Source organism: Geobacillus sp. FSL W8-1251 (genome assembly GCF_038005945.1).
Lineage (GTDB): Bacteria > Bacillota > Bacilli > Bacillales > Anoxybacillaceae > Geobacillus > Geobacillus stearothermophilus.
The window spans coordinates 1921941-1935794 of the sequence record NZ_JBBOUF010000001.1 but is presented as its reverse complement, the minus strand read 5'-3'; the positions used below and the strand labels follow the sequence as shown (position 1 = coordinate 1935794).

Annotated in this window: 9 protein-coding genes and 1 pseudogene; 3 read left to right on the top strand and 7 right to left on the bottom strand. The window is 45.1% G+C overall.

The features are described 5' to 3' along the window. Window positions 1-11: 11 nt before the first annotated feature. Together NSS88_RS10135 and NSS88_RS10130 are read right to left on the bottom strand one after the other, a co-directional pair. A complete protein-coding gene (locus NSS88_RS10135; protein ID WP_341084299.1) occupies window positions 12-2339 on the bottom strand; it encodes a bifunctional 2',3'-cyclic-nucleotide 2'-phosphodiesterase/3'-nucleotidase in 2328 nt (775 codons plus the stop codon). Window positions 2340-2605: 266 nt separating this feature from the next. Continuing rightward, a complete protein-coding gene (locus tag NSS88_RS10130) occupies window positions 2606-3184 on the bottom strand; it encodes a hypothetical protein (RefSeq protein ID WP_341084297.1) in 579 nt (192 codons plus the stop codon). Between the two features lie 408 nt (window positions 3185-3592). On the opposite strand from NSS88_RS10130, the gene NSS88_RS10125 reads away from it, so the two are divergent. Continuing rightward, a complete protein-coding gene (locus NSS88_RS10125; protein ID WP_339239467.1) occupies window positions 3593-4651 on the top strand; it encodes an IS630 family transposase in 1059 nt (352 codons plus the stop codon). A gap of 123 nt (window positions 4652-4774) precedes the next feature. On the opposite strand, the gene NSS88_RS10120 is transcribed toward NSS88_RS10125, so the two are convergent. Next, entirely contained in the window at window positions 4775-6142 is a 1368-nt protein-coding gene (locus NSS88_RS10120) for an ISLre2-like element ISGsp3 family transposase (protein ID WP_341084296.1), read from the bottom strand. A 191-nt stretch (window positions 6143-6333) separates the two neighbouring features. Between NSS88_RS10120 and NSS88_RS10115 the strand changes: the two are divergent. Together NSS88_RS10115 and NSS88_RS10110 are read left to right on the top strand one after the other, a co-directional pair. Beyond that, window positions 6334-7179, top strand: a pseudogene (locus NSS88_RS10115) (DDE-type integrase/transposase/recombinase); the annotation flags it as partial. After that, entirely contained in the window at window positions 7172-7972 is an 801-nt protein-coding gene (locus NSS88_RS10110) for an ExeA family protein (protein WP_094248674.1), read from the top strand. The pseudogene NSS88_RS10115 and the gene NSS88_RS10110, both read left to right, overlap by 8 nt. 301 nt (window positions 7973-8273) lie before the next feature. Here the strand turns inward: NSS88_RS10110 and NSS88_RS10105 are convergent, their stop codons facing one another. The 4 genes from NSS88_RS10105 to NSS88_RS10090 form a co-directional block, all read right to left on the bottom strand. Then, window positions 8274-9680 (bottom strand): undecaprenyl-phosphate glucose phosphotransferase, encoded by a 1407-nt coding sequence (locus NSS88_RS10105; protein ID WP_025950809.1) that lies wholly within the window; start codon window positions 9678-9680, stop codon window positions 8274-8276. A gap of 131 nt (window positions 9681-9811) precedes the next feature. After that, complete coding sequence (locus tag NSS88_RS10100) at window positions 9812-11182, bottom strand: sugar phosphate nucleotidyltransferase (RefSeq protein WP_025950808.1); 1371 nt, start codon at window positions 11180-11182, stop codon at window positions 9812-9814. 6 nt (window positions 11183-11188) lie between these two features. Beyond that, complete coding sequence (locus NSS88_RS10095) at window positions 11189-12319, bottom strand: glycosyltransferase family 4 protein (RefSeq protein WP_341084291.1); 1131 nt, start codon at window positions 12317-12319, stop codon at window positions 11189-11191. A gap of 384 nt (window positions 12320-12703) precedes the next feature. Further along, a complete protein-coding gene (locus tag NSS88_RS10090; protein WP_025950806.1) occupies window positions 12704-13810 on the bottom strand; it encodes a glycosyltransferase family 4 protein in 1107 nt (368 codons plus the stop codon). Between the last annotated feature and the right edge of the window lie 44 nt (window positions 13811-13854).

Here is a 13854-nt window from a genome sequence, read left to right as displayed (position 1 = left end):
GCTATTTCACTTTATTGCCCATTCACCAACTTCAACTTCTCCTTTGACGGCGTTTCGTAGCGGATGTGCGTGTCAATGTCTGTTACGTAATACCCGCCGCCGACCGCGTACTGCCCGCCGAAGCGCGCGTCATACCCGTAGACGCGGTATACTTCCCCAGGCTTTAAGATGCGGACGAACACAAGGCGCCCATCCTTCGTCCGTTTCCATAGATTGATTGGCTTTTGCACCGTCAAGCGGCCGATTTGCCCTTTTTTCAACTCCACGCCATCCCAGTACACTTTTTTCACTTGGCCTGGAGGAGTGGTTGGCTTCTCCGGCTGCTTTGGCGGGTTGGGCTTTTCTTCCTTCCAAAGCGGCAAGGCAAATTCATATTGGGCAAATCCGCTCGGCAAGGCGGTGACATAGCGGATGCTGCCGTCGTGCGGCAAGTATTTTTGCGCTTCCGGCGACGATTCAAACGTGACGGTCACCGGCGCTTTCCCTTTCACTGGCGCAAACCGCCAGTTGCCATCCGCTGACGGGTTGATCGTTCCGTTTTCCCGAATGTAATCGATGATCACTTGCCGGTTTTCATCCGGCGCAGCCAAAATCGTGTTTTTCCCGCCCGGATTGATGATCCGGTTTGTCGTCGCCCGATAGTTGTTCGTTGCGACGATAAATTCCATGTTCGGCGTCACTGGCTTGCCTTCGAATTTCAAGTTTTTAATCCGGTTCGCATTCGGATTGATCACATTTTGGTTTTTGTCGTATTTCGCCGGCTCGGTCACATCGATCTCGTACGTCACTCCATCAATAATGTCGAAGTTGTACGTCGGGAAGTCGTTGTTCACAAGCGGCTGAACGTCTGTCTTGTTCGGGTCGATTTGGTTGAATTGCCCCGCCGACCACTCAAGCCATTCTTTCAACTCGGCTCCCGTAATTTTCAACGCATACACCGTGTTCGGATACAAGTACAAATCGGCGACGTTTTTAATGGCGATTTCCCCTGCCGGGATGTCGGTATAATAGCTCGCCCCGCCGCGTCCGCCGGCTTTGAACGGAGCGCCGGCCGACAGCACCGGAAGGCCTTCATATTTCGTCCCTTTCAACATCTTTTCGACATACCATTTTTGCGCATTCGTGACGATTTGCACGGACGGATCGTCTTTGATAAGCGCAAAATAGCTGTTGATCGGGCTCGTAGTTTTTCCCACCGGGCTGCGGACATACTGGATCGTCGCTTCGTGCTCCGCCTGAATGGCCTGCTCAACGGCCGAATCGCTGTCAACCAACGGCGTTTTCGTCGCCTTGTCATACACTGGACGGAGTTGGGCTTTCGCTTGCGTCACTTTCCATTTTCCGTCGATTTGCTCGACCGTCAAGTCGATCACGCCGAGCGTATCGCCCCACGCCCCCGGCATCGTCACCGGAACACCGTTGATCGTGCCTGTTTCATTGTTGATACCGTTCCCATCCGGAAAATCGGGCGTCGTTCCCGGAAGCGCCGGGAATTTTTTATGCTGGTGGCCGGTCAACACGGCGTCGACCCCCGGAATTTGCGTCAAATAATACGATGCGTTTTCCATATTCGGGCTGTTTCCGCCGGTCTCAATGCCCGAGTGCGATAGCACAACGATCAAATCGGCCCCTTCCGCTTTCATTTTTGGAATATACTTTTGCGCCGACTGCACAATGTCTTTCGCAATCACTTTCCCTTGCAAATTCGCTTTGTCCCAATCCATAATTTGCGGCGGCACAAAGCCGATGACGCCGATCTTCAGCGTATGCTTCTCCCCGTCTTCATCAACGACTTCTTTCGCTAAAATTTGATACGGCGTGAAATAGTTGACATCGTTATCCGGATTTTGGTCATGATCGTCACGGTACACGTTCGCATTCACGATCGGCAGCTTGGCATCGTCATACACTTCATTGAGGAAATCCAAGCCATAGTTGAACTCATGGTTCCCAACCGTCGCCGCATCGTACTTCAACAAATGCAACAGTTTCACCGCTGGATGCACTTCGCCGTCTTGCAGCGGCTTCACTTTCGCCACATAGTCGCCAAGCGGCGTTCCTTGAATCAAATCCCCGTTGTCAAACAGAAGCGTATTCGGCTGCTCAGCGCGCGCCTGCTCGATCAAACGCGCTGTCTTCGACAACCCAAACTCATTCGTCGGACTATCTTTGAAATAATCGTAGTTGACGAGATTCATATGTACGTCCGTCGTCTCTAAAATGCGCAGCTTGACGACATCTCGATCTTCCGCGCCCGCTGCGGTCGGCAACACAGCCGGAGCAAGCAGCCCCAACGCCAACACCACGCTCGCCGCCGCGTATTTCTTCCGTTTTTTCAATGTCCATCCCCCTCACTCAGATCAAATCATTGTCATCTCTATACATATTACCATAAAAGCAACAAAATTTTGATAGAAAAAACAAACAAAAAAATAGAGGAAATAAACAGACAATATCGAAAGAGATAGAGGAAAGCACAATGTCCTATTCTTGGGGATGGTTGATCTTTTCAATCTTCTTTTTTACATTCATAACGGATCTTCCTTGCGGCTCTCTGCCTCTATCGAGCTTTCGCAACTTTTGAGAAGCAACGGATGCCCCTCCGTTAAAAGGAAATCTCTATTTTTCCTTCTTCAATCCATTTTGCCAAATTGGCATTTTTAATTTCTGTATGGAATGACTGTCCATCTAACGAATAAATGACCTTCCTCGACTCGTTTCGACCGCTGCTGTGCACAAAAGCATAGATTTCTTCGGAGCTTAATTTCGTATTTTGAATGGATAATTGTAGAATACGGTCATAAGACAGCAGGATGTATTGCTGTTTAAATCCTAAAAAATCATCGATACCTAATATTCCAAATAAACTTTCGTTATTTACAAAAGTATTATACATCGTATATACACCTTTGCCGTCATCACTACATATATAGGCAGGACCGTAGTACTGATGAACAAGCAATAATGAGAAAAAACAAATAAAGCGCTCTCCTGCATTATTTCCGTTATGTAAAATGATTTGTCTCAATTTCGGAAGATCCGAAAAAGAGGATAATTCACATCGTTCCAGGTTATGAATAATATCTCTATTTACTCTGAAAGCTTCCAAAGCTAGTTGTTTCATCGCATCAAATATGTATTGCTTTTTCGTCATTCCTTTTTCTAATTGATAAATGGTTTCCATCGATATAATGTATAGCTGTTTCTTCGCCGATAATTGTTTGAAAAGCTCAAAGTAATAATTATTATACCGTTCCTTTGTGGGTATATTCCTAAAACAGGCGTGTTGATTATCCAATAAAATCCAAAGGGTATAGAAAAAAGAGCACCTTTCCTGTAGAATGTGAGTAGCAACACAAACAAACCCAGGAGGTGCTCTCTATGAACAAGCATACCACACTCCCGAATTTGATGCAAAAACTTGTTTCGGATGGAGTCAGTCAAGACTTTGTGGAGAACATTTTTTCGGTTCACTACGGGCGTTGTCAATCACTATATATATGCTCATTGAAAAGTTAACCTTCGTATAAGTGGTGCCCACTCCGGTTATACTGCTCCTAAGGAAAAGCATGGAAAAGGAGCGGAATTCTGCATGAAACGTCTCAAAATCACCAACGATCACGGATGGACACCTCGGACACTTCGCAAACAGGAACGGAAAATCAAAAACACCCTTCTTCGCCAACGGGTGATGGCGGTTCGCCTGGTCATGGAAGGCTATTTGGGCAAAGAGGTGGCCTCCATGGTCAACGTGTGCCGACAAACCGTTTCCCATTATGTGTCGCTGTTCAACGAAGGCGGTCTGGAGCTCTTGCTTCATCGGGATTTCGCCCCCGGGCGGGAGCCGTTTCTCACCGAAGAACAGCAGGAAGAGATCAAACAGCTTGTGTTGACCACCACTCCCGCGGAACTGGGCTGGGACGTCGCTTCGGCGTGGAACACCAAACTCCTGCAATCCTATGTCGAAAAGCACTTCGGTGTTTCCATTTCCCGCGAAGCGTTGCGAAAACTCCTGCACCGCAAAGGGCTGTCGTGGACACGGCCGACCTACACATTGGCGAAAGGCGATCCGGATCGACAAAAGAATTTTGAGAAACAGATCGACTTCATAAAAAAAAACTTAATGGATCCTGATTCGGTCTTGTTGTACCTTGATGAAACACATATCCGCTCTTACCATGTCTTGCGGTCCACATGGTCGGAAGTCGGCCGCCAAAAACAAGTGCCGACGTTCGGCCATCATGCCCACGTATCGCTGTTTGGCGCGGTCAACATCCACGATGGCGAAACGGTGCTTCATCAAACGACCGCTGCCAATGCCGCGACGTTCTTGGATTTCTTGAGAATGCTCAAAGAGCGCTATCCGGACCGTCTCATGGTCTTGGTGTTGGATAACGCCCGCATTCACCATGCCAAAATGGTCAAGGAGTTTTTGCAGGAAGAAGGGCAGTGTTTTCACTTTATTTACCTTCCTCCCTATTCGCCACAGCTGAACCCGATCGAACGCTTATGGAAATGGCTGAAAGATACGGTGATTGCCAATGTATTTCACAAGGATCGCAACGATATCATTCAAGCCATTACTCGGTTTGTCCACTACATCCACGAACGTCCGGAGGAAGTGCTGCAGCGCTTAGGGTGTGCAGGATGACTGAGAAGTTAACTCTTCATGTTGCATGTATATAGTTAGCGAACCATTTTCAGGAATTCATATCGTAAGCGCTTTCGGACTCTCATCCCTCATCTTGAGGCGATGATACGATATTCCATTTTTTTACACCCAACCACCATCCCGGAGCGCCGACAACGCTTGATGGATCGGCGTCCCGGATGACTGTTGCAGACACGGTAGATTCTGACGCACCACATCTGCCCATAACCGTCCGGCCTTCCGTTTGGCCTGTTCGATCCGCTTGGACTTTGTTGAGGCCGAGGCCGCCGTTCGGGTCTCTTCTTCCTCCACCAACTGCCCATTTCTCCGCCAAATCCCGTCGATTCGGGCTGCCATCGCCCTCAGAAACGCCCGAAGCCCTTGGTCTTTCCAGCTGCGGCGGGATTTCACCCGATGCGCAAACCGGCTCATCACGCTCTCGGCGTGGCCCATCGGACGCATGCCGGTCGTCTCCACCCCTTGCTCCGACAGCCACTCCCGATAGTCCCGGATGCATCCCGGCATCGACTCGATCCGGCGGATCATGGCAGCCATCTGCTTCTCTTTCGCTTCGTCCTCCAACGTGCCGACCGCGCTGTTCAGCTCCACGAGAAGCCCCTCTTCGTCTTGTTTCGCCAGCTTCTTCCGCACCTCCCGCCAACGCGGATGGCCGGACAGACACTGACGCAGCTCCCGCGCCACATGAAATCGATCCAGCTGAAAGCACGCCCGCTTCCCAAAATACTCCCGGCAGGCCGTGATCCACGACGCCGCGTCGCCGTTGATGACCAACAGGTCTTGGCACGGATCATAGGCATATTCCTTCATCAGCCACTCCTCAAACTGTTCCCACACGTCCCCCGTCCCTTCATGGAGGTAGTGGCGCCGGTTCACCAGCTCAAGCTGCGACCCGTTTCGTCTCCATCCCTCGTGAACCGCCAGGATTTTCTCTTCTTTCGCCCGTTTCCCTTTCCCCTGGCGGGAAATAAACAGTCCATCGGCCTCCACAAACAGCACCCGGCCGTGCCGTTTGGAAACAGGGTGATGCAGCGAGACAGGGGCCTCCAGCACCAGTTGGCGAATCGCCTCGTGGCTGAGGACCGCATACCCCACGATCGACTCCAGCGTGCGAGCCGCTTTGCGGTAGGAAGAGCACTCGACGGCCAACTCGACCGCCGTTTCCTCGAGGCAAGGGCTGATCGACTGCGCTCCATCAAAGCCCAGTTCGGCATCCAGCAAGAACGTATACGCCCCCGTTTGTCGATCATAGTAGTAGTTCCGTCGGAACGTCACTTCCCCAAACAGCGTTTGGATCGTAGTCGGCCGTTTGTCTTTCAGCTGATACCGGCGCTTGTCCCGCGCTTCCGCCAGTTGTTGATCAATCTCCTCCAAAAGGGCCGCCAACAAGACAGCGAACACCTTTTGAAGAGTTCTGACTAATTGTTCCTCCAGCTCTTTTAATAAAGGCCATTCTGTGGTAAGATGTTTCATGGACTCTCTCCCTCCTGTTTTCGGTTGATGTTGACAATCACCATCATAGCAGGGAGAGAGTCCTTTTTGCATGACATTTGCTTTTTTCTACCGCGCTTCGCTTGGTGGCCCCGACGAGCGTCGCGAACAAAAGTTCGCAACCCTCGTCGGGGATCATTTCGGAATGTCACCCACAAATATTTTACTCACACGGAAAAGAAATCTTGCCGATGCCGGAGCGAAAGCGTTTTGCGTATGACCAGATCAATGAGCTATGGCAAGGGGACTTATCCCATGGACCCACGATTCGCGTCCATGGGAAAGCCCAGAAAACGTTTTTGATCGCGTATATCGATGACTGCTCGCGGTTAGTGCCATATGCCCAATTTTTCCCTTCGGAGAAGTTTGACGGGCTGCGGATCGTCACGAAGGAAGCGGTGCTTCGTTGCGGGAAGCCGAAACGCATTTACTCGGACAACGGGAAAATTTATCGGTCCGAGGTGCTGCAGTATGCGTGCGCCGAGATGGGGATTACACTCATCCACACCCAGCCGTATGACCCGCAAAGCAAGGGAAAAATCGAACGGTTCTTCCGCACCGTACAGACACGGTTTTATCCACTGTTGGAGCTGAATCCGCCGAAATCGCTTGACGAGTTGAACGAGCGTTTTTGGAAGTGGCTTGAAGAGGAGTATCATCGAAAACCGCACGCCTCACTGGACGGAAAAACGCCGCATGAGGTGTTTCAATCGCAAGTGCATCTCGTGTCGTTCATCGAAGATGGCGATTGGCTGGATGCGATTTTTCTGAAACGGGAGCACCGCAAGGTGAAAGCCGATGGCACGATCACCCTGAATAAACAGCTATATGAAGTGCCGCCTCGGTTCATTGGGCAATCGATTGAGCTCCGCTATGATGAACGAGGCGTCTATGTGTACGAAGATGGCAAACAGGTGGCAGAAGCCATTCGGGTGCGTTTGGAGGACAATGCCTATGTGAAGCGCCACCGGTCGCCGTTTGCGGCGGTTTCGGCGAAGGAGGGCGAACAGGATGTATAAAACGTTTTATTCCCTCTCGCGGGAGCCGTTTGCGAAAGAAACCGACCCGTCCGAGGCGTATCAAGGGGCGGCGTTTCAAGAAGCGTTGCGGGCGCTGGAGTACGTGAAGCGAACCCGGGGGATCGGGCTGTTGATCGGAGAGCCGGGGGCGGGCAAGACGTTCGCCCTTCGGGCGTGGAAGGAATCGTTGTCCCCTTCGTTGTATCATGTGATCTACTTCCCGTTATCGACCGGAGGCGTGATGGATTTTTACCGTGGACTGGCCTTGGGATTAGGAGAGGAACCGAAGTACCGCAAGGTAGACCTCTTCCGCCAAATCCAGCAGGCGATCGAGCGTTTGTATCATGAACGACGGATCACGCCGGTGTTCATGTTGGACGAGATGCATTTAGCAAAGGATGCCTTTTTACAGGACATCGCCATCTTGTTCAACTTTGAGATGGATTCGACCAACCCATTTGTCTTGATGTTGGCCGGGCTGCCCCATTTACAGGGGAAGCTGCGGCTCAATCAGCACCGCCCTCTCGATCAGCGGATCATCATGCGGTACCGGATGGGGCCGCTGGAGAAGGAAGAGGTGGCGGGCTACATCGAGCATCGGATGAAACAGGCTGGGGCGAAGCATCCGATCTTCACTCCATCGGCGTTAGAGGCGATTGCCCTGCAATCACGTGGTTGGCCCCGTGTCATCAACACGTTGGCCACGACGTGCCTGCTGTACGGGCATCAGCTGAAAAAGGACGTCATTGACGAAGAAGTGGTGCGCATGGCTGCAGAGGAAATGGGGTATTAGCACGAAAGGGGCCGAATCGGCCTCTTTTGTGCCTTCTCTTTTTCATCGGTCCATCAGGCACGCTGGAAATCTTCATCTGAAAGAGCGTGCAAACATTCCGAAAGAATGTGCAAAATCCGGAACAATCCGCAAAAATTTTGCACATTATTTCAGAATCCATCTGAAATAATTTGAAAAAGTGATTCTGAAATAATGTGCTAATTTACACAAGTATTGCCTAACTTTCGCGGCGGGGAGTATAATGTTGACTTTCTTCAATGGATTGTCACCAATCACATAAGTACACCCGTTCACGGGAATCCTAATAGGCATTTTTATTCACCAAACCATTTGTAATCGTACGTAAAATGATTTTAATATCTAGCCATAAACTCCAGTTCTCTATATAAAAAAGATCATGTTCAATTCTCGCACGAATCGATGTGTCACCACGCCAGCCGCACACTTGAGCCCAGCCAGTGATCCCTGGACGGACATGATGCTTAATCATATATTTCGGAATTTCTTCTTTAAACTTGTCAACAAAATAAGGACGCTCAGGCCGTGGGCCAACTACACTCATATCTCCTTTCAAGACATTGAAAAACTGAGGCAACTCATCTAAGCTTGTTTTCCGCAAAAACGCTCCAAATTTCGTCCGACGCGGATCGTTTTCGACTGTCCATTGAGTATCGGAAACGGACTGAGGCATATGGTTCATGGAACGAAATTTATACATATAAAACGTCCTTCTATTCAATCCAACCCGCTCTTGTTTAAAAATAATTGGACCTGGCGAAGTCAGCTTGATTCCAATGGCAATGGCAATCATCAGCGGGGCCGTTAAGATAATAGCCAGCAGTGAAAACAGAATATCAAATAATCTTTTCAGCACTCTATTTCGCAATTCATCCAACGGCACATCCCGCACATTGATGATCGGCAAATCGCCAAACAATTCAAAATGAGGCGAAGCTGGAAGGATATCATAAAAATCAGGAATAATCGAAGCACGCACTCCCATTTTCTCGCAAACCGATATAATCTCTCGATATTTGGGATAGGCTTGCAACGGGAGCGCCACAACCACTTCATCAATTAACTGGTGGATCAAAATATGTTCCAAATCCGATACTTTCCCAATAATAGGTTTATAGTGAGCAAAGCGCGGCTCATGCTTTGTCCGAAAGTCGTCCAAGAACCCGACGACCTCAAGCCCATATTCCGGATGCATTTGGAGATTTTCAAAGTACTTCCTTCCGATCGATCCTGCTCCAACAATTAGGACAAATTGCTTATTATACCCCTTTTTTCGTAATTGACGAAGACTTTGCTTCACTATATAGCGATATGTCGAGACAAGCGTGACGTTCCATATAAAATACAGCAAGAGAAATATCCTTGAGATATCAACCGTTTTCGACGTAAACAATACGCTTAATAATAGAAACATACTCAGCGTATGTACTTGCAATACTTTCGCTAATTCATTCAAAAACTTCTGCTTTCGTTTCGATTTGTACAATTCTATAAGATATCCCACTAAAACAGCAATCGCACCATAAATGAGGCTCCAAAACCAATAATTTTTCAATGGCAAATGGGCATCAGTCCCATCGTGAAATAGATGAAACTTTATCACCCATGATAGAATAAATGCGAACTGAACGATCGCAAAATCCATCGAAGCATAAACCTTTGTCAAAAATCGTTCTCGTCCTCGAATCATAACGATTCCCCCATATCCCGACCAAATTGCAACAGAAAATTGAAATTCATAGTAGTAAAGTTAATTTCTCTCTTTATTTTATCACAAGTTGGCAATTAAGATATAGCAATTTTCGACATTTTATTAAAAAATCACCTCGCATAACGACAAAACTGCTCAATCTCATCCCATGACATAAAAATGCGAATAATATCTTCCTCCATTAATGGTGTTCCTATCTGCACTTCAATCAACTCTAAGTCCGTAATCGCCTTCATCCCATGTTTCATGCCAACTGGAATGTCAAGCACATCCCCCGACTTCACGCGGCGAATTTCACCATTCAACGCAAATTCCCCTTCACCTCGAATGATCGTCCATACTTCCCTTCGATAGCGATGCATGTGATAACTTAAATTTTTTCCTGCCGCCACGCCAATCCGTTTTGTTAATACTTCCCGACCGTCTTCGAATTTTGTATAATCCAGCACCCGATACCAGCCCCAGCGGCGTTCCTCATACATCGGACGTTGATCAAACCCATTGACGAGGTCTTTAATCTTCGGGCTTTTTGCTTTATCGGCGACTAAAATTCCGTCCGGGCTTACCGCTACAATGGCGTTGGACACTCCCAGCACAGCGACAGGAATGTCAAGCTCATTAATCAAGTGGGTGTTTTCCGACTCCACCACAATCCCCTTGCCGATTTGGTTGGTCCCCATTTCTTCGGTTAACGTATTCCACGTGCCAAGGTCTTTCCAATACCCATCATACGGCAACACGACAATATGCTTCGTCTTTTCAACAATCTCATAGTCAAAGCTGATTTTCGGCAGTTCATTGTATTGCACCAACAATTCCTCATATTGAACAGAATATCCCTTCTCCTTCAATAACGAAATCACATAACCCAACCGAAACCCAAACACCCCGCAGTTCCAAAGCGCACCTTGCTTGATTAACTCTGCTGCTTTTTCTTCGGTTGGCTTCTCTGTAAAATGGATCACTTTTAAATAATGACCATCACTAGATTTAAAAGCGGGAACAATATAACCGTACTTCGCTGATGGATACGTTGGCTCGACACCGATTAACGCCAAATCAGCCCCACTCGTGAGCACAGTTTCCTCTAAATCTTTCACTCTATCAAAAAAACGATCCTCAACATACGGATCGACAGGCAACACCGCAATGACTTCATCTAAACCAATTCCTTCAACGCTATACAAATAAACCGATGCTAACGCGATCGCTGGAAACGTATCGCGCCGCATCGGTTCAATGATCATCGGGACATCTTGTCCTAATTGGCTTTGAATCATATCCACTTGGGATTTGCTTGTCGCAATCACAGCGGAATCAGCTAGGCCGACATTTGTTAATTGTCCCCATACGCGCTGCACCATTGATTGTAACTCACCATTTTGATTTTCTAGCACTTTTAAAAATTGCTTTGAACGTGCGTCGTTCGATAGGGGCCAAAGGCGTTTGCCCGAGCCGCCGGAAAGTAAAATTATCTTCATCAGCATTCACCTTCTTCTAAATTGTTCATACGTTTTTTCTAGTTTTTCTATCATTTTGTCTATAGTAAACTTTTCTATATAAATTTTATAACTCTGCTCACCTAAACTTTTAATTTTTTGTGGATTATTAATTAGAAATTCTAAAATCTGAACTGCTCCATTGACATCCTTAATATTAAATAAGTAACCGTTTATATCATGGAAAATTATTTCGTTATTTCCGGTTACATTAGTACCAACAATAGGTAATCCTTGGGAAAGTGCTTCAATAAGTGCATATGGCATCCCTTCATATAAGGAAGTTGTAATAAAAATATCAAATTCTGCTAGTTCACCAGAAATATTGTTTTTAAAGCCAACCAATTGAATTCTTTTATGAAGATTATCTTTTTCAATTTTATTCTTTAATATTTCATAAAAAGGTCCATCTCCTACATACCGAAAATCCACAGGGTCATATTTAGACACTATATTTTTAGCTATGTTATAGAACGTAATAGGATCTTTTTGTTCGGACAGTCTTGCAACTGTCCCAATAATTATTCTGTTTTTTTTCTGAATTTTTTTTGATCTATCTTTTTTAGATATGCCATTATAAATAACCATACTATTGCTAGTTGTAACTATTCCACTTTGTAGGGCAAACTGTCTTTCCCCTTCAGAAACATTTATAGTTACTTTTGTGATTTTACCAAATATTTTTTCTAACCCCACGTAAAACTTTACTTTTGTTTGGGAAAGATTCGGTGACTGTGCTATATACGCATGTGGAGTATAAATTATATTTTTAATGCCACATAAGTAGGCTGCAACTCTACCTAATGCTCCAGCTTTCGAACTATGACAATGAACAATATCAGGATTAATCCGATTAATTATTTTCATTATTTTTATTAATGCCTTGCTATCTTTTTTGATCGATATTTCTCGATCTAATTCCTTAAGTTCATACAGATGGATACCTTTTCGTTTTAAATTTGGAATGTTATCAAAAAATACTTTATCAGCTCTTTTTTTTCCATAAATTAGATGTATATCATACGAACCTAAATCAATATTTTTAATAATATCCAAAAGATGTCTCCGCACTCCTCCACCCATAGCTTCACATATATATAGTAGTCTTACCTTCTCCAATTTTTCACCCTTCCTCTAGAAATGTGGCATTGTCAAAAGTTTATCCTCTACACTCGCGATTTTCCCTTGAGTTTCAACGGCTAAACGCAAAAAAGCTTGCCACTGCCGTCGTTTCCAGCCATCACTAAAGCAGTCACACACTTAGCATCCAAAACAAAGGGATAACAAGCTTTGTTGCCTCATTGATTAGACTATTTGCTTGATTGTATATTTGATTGGTGTGATATTGAGAAAATTGTTGAATCTCGAGAGCTCAGACGAATCCATCCAAAAACCGTACTGGAAACTTCAGATCGATGATCTTCCGATCATCAATGTACCGCGCACCCTTGTTCTAACATTCATTCGTTCGGTCTCTTCACCAACCAAACACACAGAGACCGTCTAATCCCTATTTTTGTTATGAATGGCACTGTATAAATTACATGCCATGGTTTTAGGATGAAAAAATTCATCGATGGTACTTTTGTTATTCCCGCAAGTCATATCATTCTCTAAAAAATTAAGTAAAACTTCATATAACTCATTACTATCATTAGGTTTTATTACATATCCTAATATAGGACTTTTCACTGAAAGGTACTCTTTAAAACTACCTGTATCAGTTGCTACTACAATACATCCGAGATATATAGCAGTTTGCACTGTTTGTGTACCTGTCGAATCCCTATAAGGAAACACAGCAACTCTACTATTAAGAATATATTTAGCTAACTCATCATTAGATACATATTTATTAATAACTTCAACTTTATCTTTTAATTTCATGAGAAGACCATTGGTACAATTGTTAAGATTTCCAGGACCAACAATTAATGCTTTATAATCAATTCCGTTTATATGTAACTTATACAAAGCTTGCTCTAGTACATCCAATCCTTTGTATTGCTCAATTCGACCAAAAAATATAAAATCATAATACCTTTTATCATATGGTACTTCCTCCTGAACTAACGATGTTATTTCTTCCATATAAGGTAGGTAAATTACTTTTATCTTTTTCGAATCAGTCAAAGGATTTTCTTCTGCCAATTCTTTTAGATAGTTACTAGCTACAAATATATTATTAAGCCTTTTACCTGTTAACAACACACTTTCATTGATTTTAAACAAGATCTTATTTAATAATTTAACACCTGTATGAGGTTTGGGATCGTGCCACCAAAAACTGTAATCAATTTTATTATTCAATATCTTGACCAAAGAATTAAAAGGATTATCCGAATAAAAGAATAAATGCTGAATATCATTTTCTTTGATAAATCTTTTGATTTTTATTAATGAATCAATTTTTTTAAAAATATTCTTGTCTCTTTTATCAAAATTAACACTTAGTATTCTGTGACTTTCGTAATCAAATTCTGAATCGTTGTAACAAAAGCTTTTAATTATATAGATGTTCTTTTTTTCTGATAAATTATTACATAGACTTTTAAAAGAATCTCCTATTGCACTCCTCGAGGAATTAATACAAATTAGACAAATGTTCATTTTTATTCACCTGTTAATTATCACGAGTGTTGGTTACCCAAAAT

Excerpts from the sequence above, each read along its gene's own strand:
- NSS88_RS10090 (WP_025950806.1), bottom strand. The coding sequence starts at position 13,810 with ATGAACATTTGTCTAATTTGTATTAATTCCTCGAGGAGTGCAATAGGA.
- NSS88_RS10110 (WP_094248674.1), top strand. The coding sequence starts at position 7,172 with ATGTATAAAACGTTTTATTCCCTCTCGCGGGAGCCGTTTGCGAAAGAA.
- NSS88_RS10120 (WP_341084296.1), bottom strand. The coding sequence starts at position 6,142 with ATGAAACATCTTACCACAGAATGGCCTTTATTAAAAGAGCTGGAGGAA.
- NSS88_RS10125 (WP_339239467.1), top strand. The coding sequence starts at position 3,593 with ATGAAACGTCTCAAAATCACCAACGATCACGGATGGACACCTCGGACA.
- NSS88_RS10130 (WP_341084297.1), bottom strand. The coding sequence starts at position 3,184 with ATGGAAACCATTTATCAATTAGAAAAAGGAATGACGAAAAAGCAATAC.
- NSS88_RS10100 (WP_025950808.1), bottom strand. The coding sequence starts at position 11,182 with ATGAAGATAATTTTACTTTCCGGCGGCTCGGGCAAACGCCTTTGGCCC.
- NSS88_RS10105 (WP_025950809.1), bottom strand. The coding sequence starts at position 9,680 with ATGATTCGAGGACGAGAACGATTTTTGACAAAGGTTTATGCTTCGATG.